17 protein-coding genes are annotated in these 17,425 nt (G+C 73.8%); 9 read left to right on the forward strand and 8 right to left on the reverse strand.

Annotated elements, in window-relative coordinates; genetic code table 11:
* Nucleotides 1–39 precede the first annotated feature (39 nt).
* Both ACFOWE_RS20205 and ACFOWE_RS20210 read left to right on the forward strand, forming a co-directional pair.
* Nucleotides 40–540 (forward strand): DUF6328 family protein, encoded by a 501-nt coding sequence (locus tag ACFOWE_RS20205; RefSeq protein WP_377290061.1) that lies wholly within the window; start codon nucleotides 40–42, stop codon nucleotides 538–540.
* Between the two features lie 25 nt (nucleotides 541–565).
* Nucleotides 566–715, forward strand: a complete 150-nt coding sequence (locus tag ACFOWE_RS20210; protein ID WP_377290063.1) for a GPGG-motif small membrane protein — start codon at nucleotides 566–568, stop codon at nucleotides 713–715.
* Between the two features lie 175 nt (nucleotides 716–890).
* Here ACFOWE_RS20210 and ACFOWE_RS20215 read toward each other — a convergent pair whose 3' ends face one another.
* The 4 genes from ACFOWE_RS20215 to ACFOWE_RS20230 form a co-directional block, all read right to left on the reverse strand.
* Nucleotides 891–1,625: a metallophosphoesterase family protein gene (locus ACFOWE_RS20215; protein WP_377290065.1), complete on the reverse strand. Its 735-nt coding sequence runs from the start codon at nucleotides 1,623–1,625 to the stop codon at nucleotides 891–893.
* Nucleotides 1,622–1,870, reverse strand: coding sequence for a BON domain-containing protein (locus ACFOWE_RS20220; protein ID WP_377290067.1), 249 nt, complete (start codon nucleotides 1,868–1,870; stop codon nucleotides 1,622–1,624). The genes ACFOWE_RS20215 and ACFOWE_RS20220 overlap by 4 nt, the downstream gene beginning before the upstream one ends.
* A gap of 217 nt (nucleotides 1,871–2,087) precedes the next feature.
* Entirely contained in the window at nucleotides 2,088–2,342 is a 255-nt protein-coding gene (locus ACFOWE_RS20225) for a DUF4235 domain-containing protein (RefSeq protein ID WP_377290069.1), read from the reverse strand.
* A gap of 32 nt (nucleotides 2,343–2,374) precedes the next feature.
* Nucleotides 2,375–2,638, reverse strand: a complete 264-nt coding sequence (locus ACFOWE_RS20230) for a DUF6458 family protein (protein ID WP_377290071.1) — start codon at nucleotides 2,636–2,638, stop codon at nucleotides 2,375–2,377.
* Between the two features lie 59 nt (nucleotides 2,639–2,697).
* Between ACFOWE_RS20230 and ACFOWE_RS20235 the strand changes: the two genes are divergently transcribed.
* Entirely contained in the window at nucleotides 2,698–3,231 is a 534-nt protein-coding gene (locus tag ACFOWE_RS20235) for a shikimate kinase (protein WP_377290073.1), read from the forward strand.
* A 118-nt stretch (nucleotides 3,232–3,349) separates the two neighbouring features.
* Here ACFOWE_RS20235 and ACFOWE_RS20240 read toward each other — a convergent pair whose 3' ends face one another.
* From ACFOWE_RS20240 to ACFOWE_RS20255, 4 genes are all read right to left on the reverse strand, one after another.
* Nucleotides 3,350–4,213: an SDR family oxidoreductase gene (locus ACFOWE_RS20240; RefSeq protein ID WP_377290075.1), complete on the reverse strand. Its 864-nt coding sequence runs from the start codon at nucleotides 4,211–4,213 to the stop codon at nucleotides 3,350–3,352.
* Between the two features lie 200 nt (nucleotides 4,214–4,413).
* The gene (locus tag ACFOWE_RS20245) at nucleotides 4,414–5,094 is read right to left on the reverse strand and encodes a DUF305 domain-containing protein (protein ID WP_377290077.1); all 681 of its coding nucleotides are present in this window, start codon (nucleotides 5,092–5,094) and stop codon (nucleotides 4,414–4,416) included.
* A 289-nt stretch (nucleotides 5,095–5,383) separates the two neighbouring features.
* Nucleotides 5,384–6,265 carry a lytic polysaccharide monooxygenase auxiliary activity family 9 protein gene (locus ACFOWE_RS20250; RefSeq protein ID WP_377290079.1) on the reverse strand — a complete coding sequence of 294 codons (882 nt, stop codon included), beginning with the start codon at nucleotides 6,263–6,265 and terminating at the stop codon, nucleotides 5,384–5,386.
* Between the two features lie 215 nt (nucleotides 6,266–6,480).
* Nucleotides 6,481–7,389, reverse strand: a complete 909-nt coding sequence (locus ACFOWE_RS20255; RefSeq protein ID WP_377290081.1) for an NADP-dependent oxidoreductase — start codon at nucleotides 7,387–7,389, stop codon at nucleotides 6,481–6,483.
* A 196-nt stretch (nucleotides 7,390–7,585) separates the two neighbouring features.
* Between ACFOWE_RS20255 and ACFOWE_RS20260 the strand changes: the two genes are divergently transcribed.
* The 6 genes from ACFOWE_RS20260 (at nucleotide 7,586) to ACFOWE_RS20285 (ending at nucleotide 17,397) form a co-directional block, all read left to right on the forward strand.
* The gene (locus tag ACFOWE_RS20260; RefSeq protein ID WP_377290083.1) at nucleotides 7,586–8,569 is read left to right on the forward strand and encodes a DUF2804 domain-containing protein; all 984 of its coding nucleotides are present in this window, start codon (nucleotides 7,586–7,588) and stop codon (nucleotides 8,567–8,569) included.
* A 224-nt stretch (nucleotides 8,570–8,793) separates the two neighbouring features.
* On the forward strand, nucleotides 8,794–10,485 hold the full coding sequence (locus ACFOWE_RS20265; RefSeq protein WP_377290085.1) for a serine/threonine-protein kinase: 1,692 nt from the start codon (nucleotides 8,794–8,796) through the stop codon (nucleotides 10,483–10,485).
* Entirely contained in the window at nucleotides 10,482–12,092 is a 1,611-nt protein-coding gene (locus ACFOWE_RS20270) for a serine/threonine-protein kinase (RefSeq protein WP_377290087.1), read from the forward strand. Before ACFOWE_RS20265 ends, ACFOWE_RS20270 begins: the two co-directional genes overlap by 4 nt.
* A gap of 460 nt (nucleotides 12,093–12,552) precedes the next feature.
* Nucleotides 12,553–13,941, forward strand: coding sequence for a hypothetical protein (locus tag ACFOWE_RS20275; protein WP_377290089.1), 1,389 nt, complete (start codon nucleotides 12,553–12,555; stop codon nucleotides 13,939–13,941).
* A gap of 2 nt (nucleotides 13,942–13,943) precedes the next feature.
* The gene (locus tag ACFOWE_RS20280) at nucleotides 13,944–15,689 is read left to right on the forward strand and encodes a hypothetical protein (RefSeq protein WP_377290091.1); all 1,746 of its coding nucleotides are present in this window, start codon (nucleotides 13,944–13,946) and stop codon (nucleotides 15,687–15,689) included.
* 205 nt (nucleotides 15,690–15,894) lie between these two features.
* On the forward strand, nucleotides 15,895–17,397 hold the full coding sequence (locus ACFOWE_RS20285; protein ID WP_377290093.1) for a helix-turn-helix domain-containing protein: 1,503 nt from the start codon (nucleotides 15,895–15,897) through the stop codon (nucleotides 17,395–17,397).
* Nucleotides 17,398–17,425: the final 28 nt, after the last annotated feature.

Genomic DNA, 17,425 nt, shown 5'->3' on the forward strand with positions numbered 1-17,425 from the left:
CCCGGGCATAAGCAAGTAAAACAGGGGCAATTGACTTTGATGATTGAAAAGGAAGATGTGCGCACAGAGGGCCCGGCGCCCGGCGAGAGCCACAAGGAACGCGTTGACCGCGAGTTGACCGAACTGCTTCAGGGCCTGAGGGTCGCGGTCACCGGCATCCAGGTCCTGTTCGCCTTCCTGCTGACGCTGCCGTTCTCGGCGGGGTTCGAAAAGGTGGACACCCTCGGTCTCTGGCTCTTCTTCATCTCCCTGCTCAGCTCGGCCTGCGCCTCGGTCTGTTTCATCACCCCGGCGGCCCAGCACCGCCTGCTCTTCCGGACCGGGCTCAAGGAACGCATGCTGCACCGCGCCAACGAGCTCGGCGTCCTCGGTGCGATCGCGCTCGCCGTGGCGATGACCAGCGCCGTCGCGCTCGTCACGGAGACGGTGATCCCCGGCTGGCCGGCGGCGGCGTTCGGCGGGCTGGTGGGGCTGCTGAGCGCCTGGCTCTGGTTCCTCCAGCCCCTGGTGGATCTTTACCGGCTCAGGAGTGTTAGTTGACCTCCCTCCGGGGCAGAGGCGGGCCATGGTTACCTTGCTCTGGATCATCGCAGTCGCACTGGTCATCTCCGGGATCTACGTGATCCTGGCCCGCCGCGATCTCCTCTGGGGGATCGTGCTCATCGTCCTCGGTTTCCTGGTCGGTCCGGGGGGTGTGAGCATCTTCAACGTCTGACGCGGGCCGTGGCCCGCACCCGAGCGGAGCGGCCGCTCCCGGACCCACCCATCGTCCGGGGCCTGTCCGCGACAACGACGTCCATGTCCATGACCGCACGAGATAGCGGGCCGGATCCGGTGTCCGGCCCGCTTCGTGTGCGACGCCCCGGCCCGCGGGGCCCGGGCGTCGCGGATCAGTCGCAGCTCTCGCCGTCGCCGCCGTGGCAGTAGACCGCGTAGGCCCGGTTCAGCACCGGCAGCGCCACGTTGCGCACCCGGATCCCACCGGGCGTCATGCCCTTCTCGGTGCCCATGTGCGCGTGACCGTGGACGATCAGGTCGGCGCCCTCGGCGTCCACCGCCTCGGCCAGCAGGTAGCTGCCGAGGAACGGATAGATCTCCCGCGGCTCGCCCTCGAGCGTGTCGTTGACCGGCGAGTAGTGCGACAGCACGATCCGCCGGTCCGCGTCGACCTCCTTGAGCGCCCGGCGCCAGCGGTCCGCGATCCGCTTGGTGTGGTTCACGAACGCCTTGATCTCCGGCTCGCCGAACTCGCTGGCGCACTTGCCGGCGAATCCGCCGCCGAACCCCTTGCCGCCGACCACGCCGAGCCGTACCCCGTCGACGTCGAGGACGACCGAGTCGTCGTGCAGCACCATGATGCCGGCGTCGCGCAGCACCGCCGCGAGCTCCGCGGGCTTGTCGGAGTGGTAGTCGTGGTTGCCGAGCACGGCGACCACCGGGACCGGCAGGTCGCGGAACTCGTCGGCCACCACCCTGCCCTCCTCCAGGGTCCCGTGCCGGGTCAGGTCTCCGGCCAGCAGCAGCACGTCGGCCCGTTCCTCGATGCCGGCGAGGTGCGGGCGGTAACGCCCCCGCATGTCCTCGCCCAGGTGCACATCGCCCACGGCCGCGACTCGCACACTCACAGCTTCTCCTCCCCTTCCGGTTCCCGGACGTCCGCCACGGTCAGCTCGTTGCGGATGGCCAGCCCGGGAACCACCTCCCCGGCCACGTCGGCGATCAGTTCCCGTCGCTCCTCCGAGGTCACCTGGCCGCGCAGGAAGAGCTGCTCTCCCCGCACGTCCACCCGGATGCCGAGTTCGGTGGTGCGCTCGTCCTCCGCCAGCGCCTGCTGCACCCGCGCGGCGACGTACTGCGGAGCCTCTCCCATGATCGAACTCCTTTCACCTCAGCCCCTGATCGCCTTCCCGCCACGCCGCAGGGCAAACGGCACTAAAGATCAACAAAGGTGACGGAGGGAACGACGCGGGACATGCGTGAGCCCCGGCGCCGTCTTCCGGCGCCGGGGCTCGCGCGTGGGCCTGCTTCCGGCCGCTCCCGGGCGTCCCGCGGGCCTGCTTCCGCCCGCTTCTGGGCGTCCCGTGGATCTACTTCCGGCCGCTCCTGGGCGTCCCGTGGACCGTGGAGCGGTCGATCGCCGCCTTGACCATGCCGTAGATGGCGCCCTGGATCGCCGCCGCGACCAGGACCTCCCGCCACCCGTACTCCTCTGACGTGGCCTGGGGCGCCTCCTCCTTGCCCGAGGCGAACTTCCAGATCTGCTTGAAGATGGCTCCGGCGATGAGACCGCCGGCCATTCCGCCGGCAAGGCCCACGGTCCGGGACACGAGGGTGTCGCTCACTTTCCGTCCTCCGTCTCATGCTTCGGGGAAACTCACACCATCGGCGGGTCGTCGTAGCGCTCCTCGTAGACGCGGCGGTGGGTGACCGGGTCCTCCTCGACGACCACCGTTGTGGGCGGCGCCACGGCCCTGCGGGCGACCTGGGCCCGGTAGAGGGCGGTGAGCAGCCAGACGAGACCGCCCAGCATCAGGATGACGCCGAGGACGTTGATGTCGAACCCGGCGAGGTCGAACTCGACCGCCCATGTGAAGATTGCGCCGAGCATGATGAGGATGATGCCGCCTGCGATGGTCATGGGGTTTCCCTCCTTCGTGCCAACGCCCATTCATCTATCCCCCACACGGATCTCAAACGTTGACCTGGGAGGAAGCCGTGGAGCACGACCGTCCCGTCGTCGTGACGGGCCTGATGGGAGCGGGGAAGTCCTCCGTCGCCCGGATCCTCGCCGCGGAGCTGGGCCGGGAGCTGCGTGACAGCGACCCCGACCTCTCCGCCCGGTACGGTGCCACGGCGGCCGAGATGGCCGAGCGCGACGGCGCCGACGAACTGCACCGGCGGGAGGCCGAGCACCTGCGGGACGCCCTCGCCGAGCGCCCGTCCCCGGTGATCGCCGCGGCGGCGAGCACGGTGGAGGACCCGGATTGCCGGGCCGCGCTGGGACCGGCGGTGGTGGTCTGGCTGGACGCACCGCCGGAGGTCCTCGCCGAGCGCATGCTCTCCGGCGGGCACCGCCCGCACTTCGAGCCCGACCTCGGGGCGATGCTCACCAAGCAGCGGGCCCGCAGGGGGCCGCTCTTCACCGAGGTCGCGGACCTGACCGTCGACGTCTCGTCGACCAGGCCCGAGGAGGCGGCCGCCGAGGTGCTCGCCTTCCTCGGTGGCCGCTGAGCCCGAGGAGCCCGGCGGGGTCCGGGGAGCCTGCGGAGTCCGATGAACCCGGCGGGTCCGGGGAGCCCGGCGGGTCCGGCGGGGCCACCCCGCCGGACCCGGGAACGGCCCGCGGAGGTCATCCGGGGAGCGTCTCCCCGCCGATCGGGGCCAGGACCTCCCCGGTGTAGTAGGAGGAGAGCCGGTCGGCCGCGAAGAAGACGTACGACGGCGCGATCTCGTCGGGGTCGGCCGCCCGCTTCATCGGCACCTGCTCGCCGAACTTCTCCACCTTCTCCTGGGGGAAGGTGGCGGGGATCAGCGGCGTCCAGACCGGTCCGGGCGCCACCGCGTTCACCCGGATGCGCCGTTCGACGAGCGTCTGCGCCAGCGAGTAGGTGAGGGCGTTGATCGCCCCCTTGGTCGCGGAGTAGTCGATCAGGCTCTTGTTCCCGCGCAGCCCGTTGATCGAGGAGGTGTTGATGATGGCTCCCCCGTCGGGCATGTGGGCCAGGGCCGCCTTGGTCACCCAGAAGTAGCTGTGGATGTTGACCGCGAACGTGCGCTCCCACTGGGAGTCGGAGAGCTCCTCCAGCGACTGCACCGGCGCCTGCGTGGCGACGTTGTTGACCAGCACGTCGATCCCGCCGAGCGTGGAGGCGGCGGACTCGACCGCCTGCCGGCAGTGCTCGGCGGAGGCCAGGTCGCCGGGGAGCAGCAGGCAGCGCCGCCCCTCCTTCTCGACGAGGCTCTTGGTGTGCTCGGCGTCGTCGTGCTCGTTCAGATAGGCGATGGCGACGTCCGCGCCCTCCTTGGCGAAGGCCACCGCTACCGCCCGGCCGATGCCGGAGTCACCTCCGGTGATCAGGGCGCGCTTGCCGGCGAGCAGGTCGCGACCGGCGTAGCCGCGCATCTCGTCCCGGGGCTCGGGCGTCATCTCGCCGCTGTGGCCGGGGTAGGGCTGGGTCTGGGGCGGGGGCGTGCTGTTCGGTTCCTGTGGCATACGGCCCCGTCTACCCGGCCCCGCGCCCGGCATTCCCTCGGTCCTCTCCACGCCGCCCCACCGCCGCCCCACCGCCGCCCCACCGCCGCCCCACCGCCGCCCCACCGCCGCTCCGCCCTCGGCCCGGTCCCGGCACGACATCGGCCACAGCCCCTGCACGGTGGCGGCACGGTGGCGGCACGGTGGCGGGGCCGGAGGGGTCAGCCCTCCAGCAGCGCCAGCATCCGCTCGATCTGCGCCCTGCGGGAGCTCTCGACCCGGCCGGCCATCGCCCTGACCTCGGGGTGCAGCCCACCGGACGCCTCCGCCGCGGCCAGCTGCACCGCGTCGTCCTGATGGGCGATCAGCGTGTTGAGCAGCGCCCGCTCGAAACCGGCGGGGGCCGCCGCCGCGACCGAGGCGATCTCCCGGGCGTCCGTCTCCGGCATGCCGCCGTGCGCGGCGTGCCCGTCGGGCGGGGCCGTCGGCGGCTGGCCCCACTCGCGCAGCAGGCCCGCCATGGCCGCCGTCTCGTCCTCCTGCGTCACGGCGATCGCCCCGGCCAGCAGCGCGACCTCCTCGCGGACCGGCCGGCCGTGCGCCAGCCGCGCCAGCTCGACGCCCTGGCCGTTGTGGACCACCATCATCTGCAGGAACATCACGTCGGCGGCGTTGAAGCCCCGCTCGGCGCCGGCGTCCGCCGCCCGGCTCGCCATGACCTGCCGCGCCCACTGCCCGTCGGAGGCGCCGCAGCCGGCGGTCCCGGCGACCAGGAGTACGGCCAGGAGCAGAGCCAGGGGCAAAGTCATGGGCAAAGTCATGGGCAGGGCCGGGGACAGGGTCAGGGGCAGGGCCGGTACGGCGCGCCGTACGGTGGCCTCCCGCGCGCGGTGCCCCGCCATGGGCGTCTCTCCTCGTGTCGCGGACCTCATGGAGCCTTCCGCCGGATCTCTGCCGGATCCGCTGTACCCCCGCCGGATCCGCCGGACGGGCCCGTGCCGGGGAGTCCGCATCTCCCCGGCACGGGCGGGTACGGCCGCGCATGCGTGCGGCACGGCCGTACGGCCTGCGCGGACGGCACGGCGGGCGCCGTCCGGTGACCTCGGGGACGCCCCAGAGGCGTCTTCGGGGCGTCTCCGGAGACGCCTCCGGAGCACCTCTGGGGGCCCCTGGAGACGGGGCCGGCGGCGTCTAGAGGCGCTGCCAGAGCGCCGGGACGTTCGGCGGCTCCCAGCCCGGCAGGGAGGTGTGCGCCTGCCGGCACTGGTAGGTCGCCCCGCCGTAGGTCACCCGCGCGCCCACCGCGTAGGCGGTGTTCGGGGCCCAGGTGCCGCCCGGCTGCGAGGTCGGCGTGACGGTGGGCGTCACGGTCGGCGTGGCCGTGGGCGTCGCCGTCGGGGTGGCGGTGGGCGTCACGGTCGGGGTGGGCGACGGGTTGGAGCCGCCGCCGAAGTCGACGTCGCTGCAGGTGTAGAAGGCCTCCTCGCTGCCCACCACCCGCTGCCAGATCGAGTAGATCATGGCGCGGCCGGTGCGCTGCGGAAGGTTGATCGTCCAGTTGGTGTAGGTGGTGGGGTTCTGGTTGTTGAAGGTCTTGATGTGCTCCAGGTCCGACCAGCGCAGCGGCTGGGTGGGGTTCCAGCCGGGCTTGGTGATGTAGAACTCGAAGTTGCTGTTCGCGTGCGGCGCGGTCGCGTGGTAGGTGATCGTCAGCGGTCCCGGGCTGACCCGGGTGGCGGGCCAGTCGGCCCGGGCCAGGTCGAGGCCGCGGTACTTGTCGCGCCCGGCGCTGCAGAGCTTGCCGTCCGGGATGAGCTGGCGGTGCCGCCCGCCCGCGTTCAGCAGGGACACCTCGTGCCAGTCGTAGAACGCCTGGGTGCCCCCGGCCGCGACGGCCGCCTTGCACGCGGCGGAGTCGGGGCTGTCGGGCCCCTCCGTCTTGCAGACGTAGGCCCGGCTGGGCGGGTTCGACATGGATCCGTGAGCCTGCGCGGGGGTCGAGGGGAGGACCGCCAGCAGGGATCCGAGCATGAGGGCGGCGGCCCCGGTGGCCGCCTTGGGTCGCACGTTCACGTGGACTCCTCCTTGGGGGGAAACGGAGGTGACTCATGTCCAACGGCCGACGGATAGCACGTTATTGATAGTAAACCTTACTAAGGATTAACGACGGTGACCACCCTCCGGCAGCCGGGCCGGACCCTCGGGCGGCGACCGGCGCCCTGTACCCCACTCCACGCCCCGGCACCCCCGTGCACCGGGCGGAGGCGCCGGGACCCTTCCCGCCCCGGTCAGAGGACCGTGAGCACCACCTTGCCCCGGCCGTGCCGGCCCTCGACCTCGCGGTGGGCGTCGGCCGCCCGGTCCAGCGGGTAGGTCCGGCGGACGTGCCAGGCGAGGTCGCCCTTGACGTGCAGCCCGGCCAGCTCGGCCAGCCGGGAGGCCAGCCGGAGGCCCCGCGTGGTCTGCACCCCCAGCTCGGCGGCCCTGCCGTGCTCGACCAGGGTGATGATCCGCTCCGGCTCCGCCAGCCGGAGCGAGACCTCCAGCGCCTGTCCGCCCGCGCCGTCGATGACCGCGTCCACCCCCTGCGGGGCCGCCCGGCGGACCCTCTCCTCCAAGCCCTCGCCGTACGCGACCGGGACGGCGCCGAGGGAGCGCAGGTAGTCGTGGTTCTCCTCGCGCGCGGTGCCGACGACCCGCACCCCCCGCAACCGGGCGAGCTGCACCGCCGCGGTGCCGACCGCACCGGCGGCGGCGTGGACCAGGAGCGTGTCCCCCTCGCCCACGCCGAGCTGCTCCACCGCGATGGAGGCGGTCTGGGCCCCCGCGGTCAGTCCGCCCGCGACCTCCCACGACATGCCCTCGGGCTTGGCGGTGACGTTCTCCGCCGGGACCACGACGTACTCGGCGTAGCAGTTCAGCAGATCGAAACCGAGCACCTCGTCGCCGGGCGCGATCCCGCTGACCCCCGCCCCCACCTGGTCGACCACCCCGGCGAACTCGTTCCCCGGCACCCGGGGGAGGCCGCCGGAGACGCCGGGCGGGGTCCAGCCCTGCCGTACCGCCACGTCGAAGGGCTGCACGCCCGCCGTCCGCACCCGCACCCGCACCTGGCCCGCGCCCGCCTCGGGTGTCTCCAGCTCCATGGTCCGCAGCACCTCGGGGCCGCCGAACTCGGAGAACGCCGCCGCCTTCATCCCTGACTCCTCTGCTCGTCCGTGTCAGGCCTCAACCCTGCAACCTCAACCGAAGTCGAGGTCAACTCCCGGCCGGGGCGCCCTCCGCACGGCGCCTTCGGGGACGGGGGCGTGCGGTGGGGCGGGCCGCCCCCGGACCCGCGTCCGGCGCCGGGCTTCTTCCCCGTCGTCCGGATCCGGCCATTACGCTCTCGCCATGCGGACCCATGAGCGCGAGATCACCTCCCCCGTCGACCTGTGCCTGCCGGACGGGCGGCTGAATCCCGCGGCGGTCGGCTGGACCCGGCGACCGCTGCACCGGGCGAACCTGCGCGGCTGGGGGCGGACCAAGCGCTGGGAGTACTGGGGGATCGTCACCCCGGGCCACGTCGTCGGGATCGTGGCGTCCTCACTGGACTACGCGGGCCTGCACGGCGTCTACGTGCTGGACCGCGCCACCGGGGAGGAGATCTCGGAGGACGCCGTGGTGCCGCTGGCGCGCGGCGCCGTGCTGCCGGAGCGCAGCGGCGCCGGTACGGCCTCCGTCCGGGGCGGCGGCGTGGCGGTCGAGATCGTCCAGCGCCCGGACGGCACCTCGCTGCGCGCCCTCGCGCCCGGGGTCGAGGTGGACCTGGAGATCCCGCTCCCCGAGGGGCACGAGTCGCTGGGCGTGGTCGTCCCGTGGGGGCCCCACCGCTTCCAGTACACGGTCAAGGACGTCGGCAGGCCGGTGCGCGGGCGGCTCCGGCTGTCCTCCGGCGAGCACGAGGTGCGCGAGGAGGACTCCTTCGCGGTGCTCGACCACGGCCGGGGGAAGTGGCCGTACGCGATCACCTGGAACTGGGCGGCGGGCGGCGGCCCCGGCCGGGCGGTCCAGCTCGGCGGGAAGTGGACCGACGGCACCGGCATGACGGAGAACGCGCTCTTCGTGGACGGGCGGCTGCACAAGATCGGCGACGAGCTGGAGTGGCGTTACGACCGGACGGACCGGCTCCGCCCCTGGCGGATCACCGGGCCCCGGGCCGAGGTGGAGTTCCACCCGTTCCACGAGAGGGTCGCCCGCACCGAGCTCGGCGTGGTGGGCAGCGAGACGCACCAGTGCTTCGGCCACTTCACCGGGCGGATGCGGACCGACGACGGTGACTGGGTCGACCTCGACGGCCTGACCGGCTGGGCGGAGGAGACCCGCAACCGCTGGTGACCCGCCCGGCCCCTGCCCGCCGGTCCACCTGCCCGCCGGTCCACCGAGTCCCCTTACATCACCAAGTCACGATTGTGAACCTGTTTAAACACGCTTGCGCACATCTCCCCTCTCCGCTCGTCCGCGCCGGACGTCCGGTGCGGGCGAACGGAGTGCTTGGGAGTGTTTGTCACACTTATGGCACTTGAGCGATCACAAGTAGTAAGTCCGCTATTCTCCCGCCTATGCCAGACGGGGAGGGCTTCACGACGCGCTACCGCCTGCTGCGCGAGTTGGGCAGCGGCGGCATGGGCACCGTGTGGCTGGCCAGAGACGAGATGCTCGACCGCGAGGTGGCGGTCAAGGAGCTGACGCTGCCCGCGGGGATGAACGAGGCCCAGCGGGCGGACATGGTGGCGCGCGCCGTACGGGAGGCGCAGGCCACCGCGCAGCTGCGTCATCCCGCGGTCGTCGCCGTGCACGACGTGGCGGTGCACGACGGCAGACCGTGGATCGTCATGGAGCTGCTGCGCGGGCGGACCCTCACCGAGGTGGTCGAGGAGCAGGGCCCGCTCCCGCCGGAGCGCCTGGCCGAGCTCGGCGCCCAGCTGCTCGACGGGCTCGCGGCCGCGCACACCCGCGGCATCCAGCACCGGGACGTCAAACCGGGCAACGTCTTCCTGACCGACTCCGGGCGGATCGTCCTGACCGACTTCGGCATCGCCCGCCTGGCGGGCGACGCGACGCTGACCCAGACGGGCATGCTCATCGGCTCGCCCGGCTTCATCGCCCCGGAGCGCCTCGACGGCGACCAGGGCGGGCCCGCCTCGGACCTGTGGTCGCTCGGCGCCACCCTCTACTTCGGGGTGGAGGGCGTGCCCGCCATCGAGGGCGACACCATGGCGCGGCTGGCCGCGACGCTCGCCGGCCGGATCAGGCCGCCGCGGCGCTCGGGCGCGCTCGGCCCGGTCCTGATGGCGATGCTGGCCCACCACCCCGCACAGCGCCCGGACGCCGGCAGCCTGCGCTGGCTGCTCGACCAGGTCGCCGCCGGGAACGCCCCCCTGCCCCCGCTCCCGCCCCCGCCGCTCCCGGACCAGCAGGCGCACGGCCCGGCGGCGCCCGTGGGCACCGGCCCCCACGGGACCGGGCCGCACGGAACGGGACCCTATGGAACGGGTCCCCACGGCATGGGTCCCCACGGCACCGGACCTTACGGAACTGGACCCCACGGCATGGGTCCCCACGGCACCGGACCTGTGGGCGCGGGCGGGACCGGGGGCTCCAGCCCCGTCCCGGCCAAGGGTCGCAGGCCCCTCCTCCTCTGGGGCGGTGTGGCAGTGGCGCTCTGCCTGGTGGTGGCGGCGGTCGTGACGCTGCGGTTCCCGCCGGGGAAGCCGGAGCGCACCTCGTACGACCAGCCCGTGGACTTCTGCAAGCTGCTCACCGCCGACCAGGTCCGCCAGATCATGAACATCTCCCAGCCCCCGGCAGGGAAGCCGGACGGCGACGGCTGCTCCTGGATCGACGGGAACAGCGGGCTCGCGCTGCTCCCCCTCACCGACAGCGACACCCCGCAGCCGTGGGCGATGACCCCCGAGACCGCGCACGCGCTCTTCACCAGCCTCGACCGGGAGTACGGCGAGGCCACCGAGGTCAACTGGAGCTGGAAGGAGATCGGGGTCGAGCAGGTGACCGCCCAGCGCACGGCCCGCCGCCAGGTGCCGGGCCTGGGCGAGGAGGCCTTCGCCTACGACCTGACCTCCCCTCCCCCTCACGAAGCGACCCACACCAGCGTCGTGACCTTCCGCCTCCTCGACCTCGTCGTCGAGGCCCAGTACTCCTCGCACGCGTCCCGGCCCACCGACGACGACATCAGGAACCGGGCGCTGGAGGCAGCGCGGCGGGGCGAGGCGGCGCTGCGGGGGCTGGAATGAGCGAGCACATGCTGGCCGGCCGGTACCGGCTGCTGGAACGGCTCGGAGAGGGCGGCGCGGGCACCGTCTGGCGGGCACGCGACGAGACGCTCCGCCGCGACGTCGCGGTCAAGGAGATGCGCGGCAGCGAGAACTTCGCCGAGCGCGCGATCCTGGAGGCGCGGGCCGCCGCCCGGGTGAACCACCCGTCCATCGTCATGGTCCACGACGTGGTCACCGAAGGCGGCCGGCCGTGGATCGTGATGGACCTGGTGGACGGCGTCTCACTGGACAAGCTGATCGGGCAGGGGCCGATCCCGCCGCCCCGGGCCGCCGCGATCGGCCTGCGGATCCTGGACGCGCTGGAGGCCGCGCACGCGCACGGCATGCTCCACCGCGACGTCAAACCGGGCAACGTCCTGGTCGAGCGGGACGGTACGGCGATGCTCGCCGACTTCGGCATCGCGGTCCCGCTCACCGGTGAGGAGAGCCTGGCGGACCGGGCCGGCTCCGCCGGGTACACGGCTCCCGAGCGCCTGCGGGAGGAGCCGGCGGGCCCCGCCTCCGACCTGTGGTCGCTGGGAGCGACGCTGTACGCGGCCGTCGAGGGACGGCCGCCCTTCCACCGCGACCACCCGGCCGCCGTGGCCGCCGCGGTGCTGATGCACGAGCCTCCCGCGCCCACCCTGGCCGGGCCCGAACTCGGCGGGCTCCTGCTGGCCATGCTGGCCAAGGATCCGGCCCGGCGTCCCGCGCCCGCGACCGTCCGCCAGGTGCTGAGCGGGCTGGCCCGGACGGACACCGCCCCCGCCGCCGTGCCCCCGACGCCCCGGGGCGCCCCGACCGTGCCGACCTCCGTCTACCGCGCCGCCCCCACCGGGCCGGACGCCGGGCACGGCCACGGTGCTCCGGGACTCCACGGCCACGGCGCCTCCTGGGCTCCGGATCCCGCCCCCGCCCCCTGGACGCCGGGTCCCCCGAGTCCCGGCCCCCGGCGCCGTCGGTGGTGGATCCCCGTCGCGGCCGTGCTGACCGCGGCGGCCGCCGGCGCGGCGGTCGCCTGGGCCACGATCCAGCCGGGGGAACCGGCCGTGGACCCGGGGCGGTTCGCCACCGCCCCGCAGGCCTGCGAACTGCTCACCGTCGAACAGGTGCGCGAACTGGTCGACCAGGTCACCGACCCCAGGATGACCAAGGCGGACGAGTGCACCTGGAACTACCTGAAGAGAGGCACCGCCTACCGCTGGATCAGCGTGCAGACGCAGGCCGTATCCCCGCAGGGGGAGACGGGCGCGCCGGAGGCGGCACGGGCGCTCTTCGAGAGGACGCGCCGGGAGACCGACGCCGAGGCCGGCACCGACACCATGTTCGGCCGGCAGACGAGGTCGGGGGTCCGCGACCTGCCCGGGATCGGTGAGGGGGCGTTCGCCCGCGACTACGCGCGCGAGGGCACGAACATCTCCCGCACCGTCTGCACGGCCTGGCTCCGCGTCAGCAACCTGATCGTCAAGGTGGAGTGGACCCGCGCCGAGGACGGCGGGGTCACCCCGTCCGACCAGGAGACCGTGCGCCGCGCCGCCGAACTCGTGGCGGCGGGCCTCGGCCCGGCCGGAACGCCCGGCGGCTGACCGCTCTCATCCCCCTTTCCCGCACATGGAGGTTCCTGTGAGTCCCGGCAATCCCGAACCCCCGGCGAGACCCGGCGGCCCTCAACCCCCCATGGGCCCCGGCGGTCCTCAGCCCCCCGCAGGTCCGGGTGGAGCCCAACCTCCCACGGGCCCCGGCGGTCCTCAGCCCCCCATGGGCCCCGGCGGTCCTCAGCCCCCCATGGGCCCCGGCGGTCCGTACCCGCCCATGGGCCCCGGCGGAGCCCAGCTCCCCATGGGTTCCCATCCGCACATGGGCCCCGGCGGTCCTCAGCCCCCCACCGGCCCCGGCGGTCCGCACCCGCACATGGGCCACCACGCGGCCATGGGCCCCGGCGGTCCGTACCCGCACATGGGCCCCGGTGGTCCCGGTGGTCCCCGTCCCCCCGTGGGCCCCGGAGACGGTCGACCGCCCACCGTCCCGGCCGAGTGGGGGCCGACCGTGCCCTCCTCGGCACCCCGGCGGGGGTGGCTGCTCCCCGCCGCGGGCGTGGCCGCGCTCGCCCTCGTCGCCGGTGGAGGCGCCTACCTGGTGGTGAGCAAGACCGCGGGGAAGGACTCGCCCACCCCCGCCGGTTCCACCGCCCCCGCCACCCCCGTCGCGCAGTCCCCGTCCGGGCCGATCAATCCGTGCGCCGTGATCGACCAGGTCGAGCTCGACCGTCTCGTCCCGCAGGCGCAGGTGAGCGACTCCACCTCGGACAACCGCACCTCGTCGCCCGCCTACATCGACTGGAACTGCACCTGGAGCAACCTCAACTACTCCTACGGCGAGTACCGCCGGAGCCGTCAGCTCAGGGTCAAGATCACCCAGAACGTGGGGAAGGGCACGGAGACCGCCGACAGCATCGCCCGTCGGGACTACGGCTTCGACCTCCAGTCCTCCCAGTACAGGGAGGCCAATCCCGACAAGAAGACCTACTACTCCCCCGTCCGCAAGTTCACCGGCGTCGGTGACGAGGCGCACGCGCAGTACACCTGGTCCAAGGGCGAGAACGGGTACGCCCTCGTCACGGGGTACAGCCGGGTCGGCGACATGATCATCGAGGTGGAGTACCAGGCCAGCCAGCAGCCCAAGGACGTGCCCATCCTCAGCAGCAAGGGCAGGAAGTTCATCACCGAGCAGAACGCGCTGCGGGAGGTCGAGCTGCTGCTCAAGCAGTCGGCCGAATCCGTCGCGGCCTGGCGGCAGGGCAAGCCGTACGCCCGCTCCACCCCGAAGCCGACGCCGACGCCCTCCGGCACGCCCACGCCGGTGCCGATCGACTTCCCGGCGACCTGCGCCGCGGTGACCCCGGTCGCCGAGCCGCTGGTCCCCGGCGCGGCGCTCAAGTCCGAGCGCACGCAGGAGGCCGACCGGACGACCGTCACCTGCCGCTGGAACAACCGGGAGATCCCGAACGGGAAGAACCTGCGCCTGCGGAGCGTCTTCGTCAGCTTCATCACCTTCGTCAACCGTTCGGGGACCAAGGACGCCTGGGCGGCCAAGCAGTACTACATCGACAAGCGGGCCGACGCCAAGGAATGGGAGGGCAGCGGGTTCCAGGGGATCTTCTGGTACAAGGTGACCGAGCCCAAGGGGCTGGGCGAGCGCGCCTTCTACCAGTACCGGAAGAACCGCACCCCGAGCGCGCACGTCGGGGTCGCCGACGCCGCCGTGCTCGTCGGCTCGACCGTGATCGAGGTCTCCTACGGCGGCTCCGACCGGCCCAAGGGCGCCGAGATCAACTCTCCCAAGTCCGTCCTCATGCCGCAGAAGGAGGTGATCACGGGTCTCGTCCCGGTCACCGAGGCGATCGTCGCCTCCTTCCAGAAGTCGGGGATCGAGTAACGATGGCCGGCGCGGGCGGGACGCCTCCGCAGCAGGGACCGGAGGGCGGCGCCTCCTGGCCGGGCCCTCCGGCCGGTGGAGGCTCCTGGCCCGGAGCCCCGGCCGGCGGGACCCCCTGGCCCGGCGGACTCCCCAATCACGGCCAGACCCCCTGGCGCGACGGCTGGCAGGGCGGACCCGCGGACGCGGGCGGCGCGCCCGGCCAAGGTCACCGGCAGGGCCACCAGCAGGGCCACTGGCAGGGTGGCTGGCAGGGTGACTGGCAGGGCACGGCTCCCCCGCACGGCGGGCCGCCGGACAGGCCACCCGGTACGGCGCGGCGGCGCTGGCTGGTGCCCGCCGCGGCGGGCGCGGCGGCGCTGGCCGTCACCGGCGGCCTCCTCGTCCACGTCTCGGCCGGGACCGCCCCCCAGGGCCCCGCCACGGCCGCGTCGGCCTCCGCGAGGCACACCCCGGCCGGCTCCTCCGCCGACCCCGACGTCTGCGTCATGGTCGGCGAGGGCGACCTGGACCGTCTCGTCCCGGAGGCGGAGAGCTCGCGCCGCCGCAGTGACGACAAGGGGTTCACCTCCTGGCGCTGCCACTGGGACGGCTCCGGCCGCCCGGCCGGGGAGTACACCGAGAGCCGCCGCATCGACGCCGACGTCGTCCGGCTCAAGCCCCCGGAGGGCATGGCCTCCGGGGTCTACGCGGAGGCCGGCTATGACAGCCGCCTGCGGGCCACCCGGACCAAGGTCGACGCCCCGGTCGGGGACGTCCGCATGTCCCCCGGCGTCGAGATCACCGGCATCGGCGACGAGGCGTACGTCCAGTACGTCCGGAGCGGCGACTCCTCCGCCGGCGGCACCGGCGTCAGCAGGGTCGGTGACGTCCTCGTCACGGTGACCTACAGCGCCACCAGGTATCCCCTGGACGGCTCCACCTTCTCCGCGAAGGCGCCGCCGCCCCCCAGGCAGGAGGTGCTGCGCGAGACCCGGCTCCTGCTCGCCCAGGTCGCGGAGTCCGTCGCGGCCTGGCGGCAGGGCAGGCCGTACGCCCGCCCGTCCGCCCCGGCCGCCGCTCCGTCCCCGGCGGCCCCCACCGGGACGCCCCCGGCCGCTCCCACGGCGGCACCCACGGCGACATCCGCGACGGCACCCACCGGGGTCCCCTCCGGGACGCCCACCCCGGAGCCCTCACCGATGATGATCACCTTCCCCCGGACCTGCACCGCCGTGACCCCGGCCGCCGCCCGGCTGGTCCCCCGGGCGAAGACCCAGGCCCAGCGCACGCGGCACCACGACCGGACGGTCTACGGCTGCTGGTGGCAGAACACCGAGATCCGGACCGCCAGGGGACTGCGGCTGCGCAACGTCTTCGTCGGCCTGACGACCTTCCGCACCCGGACCGGGAGCCCGGACCCGGAGGCGGCCGCACGGCACTACGCCGACGCCCTCACCGAGGCGCGCCGCCGGACGGGCGGCGAGCACGAGGGCTCCTCCTACGGGCAGGTCACCGAGGTGCCGGAACTGGCCGACCAGGCGTTCCACCAGTACCGGCGGAACCGGAACGCGGCCGCGCACGCGGGGGTCGCCCGCGCCGTCGTGCTCTCCGGCGGCACCGTGGCCGAGATCGCCTACTGGGCCTCCGACCGGCCCCGGGGCACGGAGATGACCTCTCCGCGCTCCGTCCTCCTGCCGGAGGAGCAGGCGCTGGCAGGCCTGCTCCCGGTCACCGACGTGCTCACCAGAGCCCTCCGGCAGCCCTGATCATCTTCCGGGAAGCGCACCGTCGCGGGCACCGTACGGCGTGCGCTTCCCGGAAGAGGATCACCTGCCCTCAAAGCCGGAGTGGCCGATCTGTACGGAAGGCGTATATCCGCGCTGAATGCCGGGTGTTACGATCTCGGCGCCTCGGTGACCGAGTGGTGATATATCGCGCCGCTCTGTGTGCTCCGTGCGCGCGGGAGGTCTGGTGGACGTCGTCGATACCCGGGCGGACGCACCTGGAGCGCCGGCGCCGTGGGCCGGGTTCGGCCATCAGCTCCGCCGCTGGCGGCAGCGGGCCGGCCTCACCCAGGCGCAGGTCGGCGCCAGGGTCGGTTACGACCACAGCGCGATCAGCAAGCTGGAGGGCGGCAGGCGCGAGCCGTCGCCTCGGCTGGCGCGCCACCTCGACGAGGTGCTCGGAGCCGGCGGGGAACTCCTGGCGGCCTACACGGCCTCCCGGCACGAGGAGACGGACGGCGCGGCCGGGGTCACCGGCGGAGGCGGGTCCGGCCCACCGCCCCGGAACGGCGGGAGCCGGTTCGGCCCGCTGCCCGGGGACATCGGAGAGACCGGGGACACCAAGGACACCCGGGGCCTCGAGGACGCCGAGGGCGCCGGTGGCGTCGGAACCTCGGGTCCGGGCTTCCCGGACCTGCCCGGCTGGCCGGTCCGCCTGCCCAGCAACGGCCTCGAGTGCCCTCTCCACGATGACGAGGGCTGCACGGTGCCCGCTCCCGCGGACGCGCTCCCGGTGTATCTCGCGTTCCGTGACCCCGGGCTTCCCTCGGGCGCCGGTTCCGACACCGTCCACGTGCTCTGCGGGCTCCTGGTGACCTGCTGGCGCGCCGCCGTCGAGCGGGCGGCGCCGGAGACGATCACGGTGGTCGAGCAGGCGCTCCACGCGATCGCACGGCGCACGGAGTCGCTCGCGGGACCGTACCGGCGGGCGCTCCGGCGGCTCGCCGCCGGTTACGCGCAGCTCGCCGGTGAGCTGCGGATGGAGCACGGCCAGAACGGGATGGCGATGGCCTGGCTCCACCGAGGGCTGGACTGGGCCGCCGTGTCCGGCGACATCGCGTCGTGCGCCGCCATCCTCCACGACATGAGCACGGTCGCCCGCCTGGAGTACGACACGTCCTCGGCCCTGGGGTACGCGCGCGCGATCAGAGCCGCCGATCCCGGCCGGCGCTGGACGGCCGTCGTGGCCGATCTCTGCGAGGCACGGGCGCACGCCCTCGGCGGCGACGCGCTGGAGTCCCGGCGGCACCTGGCCCGGGCGCGGACGGGCCTGTCCCGCCTCGGCGAGCGCGACCTGGCCGAGGCGCCGTGGCTGTGCGGGGCCCGTGGAGAGGTCTACCTGGAGTCGGGGACCGGCGGCGCGCTGCGCGACCTGGCCGCCCTGACGGCGGACCGGTCGGTGGCCCGCCTGGCGGCCGAGGCGACGGAGCGGTCGCTGGGCAGCCTCGCCGAGCGGATGCGCCCCGCCAGGCTGCTGTTCACGCTACGGCTGGCCGACTGCCACGCGTGCGCCGGAGATCCGGAGGCGGCGCTGGCCGTCGCCGTCCCGGTCCTGGCGGAGGCGGCCACCGTACCGACCGCGCTGATCGGCCGGGAGCTGCGCGGGCTGCGCAGCAGGCTGGCGGCCCGGTGGAGCGGCCGGCCGGACGTGCGCGACTTCGCCGAGCACCTCGGCCGCGGCCTCCTCTGACGGTCCCCGCCTCCTCCGACAGCGGGGA

Source organism: Planomonospora corallina, assembly GCF_042650625.1.
Taxonomy (GTDB): Bacteria; Actinomycetota; Actinomycetes; order Streptosporangiales; family Streptosporangiaceae; genus Planomonospora_B; species Planomonospora_B corallina.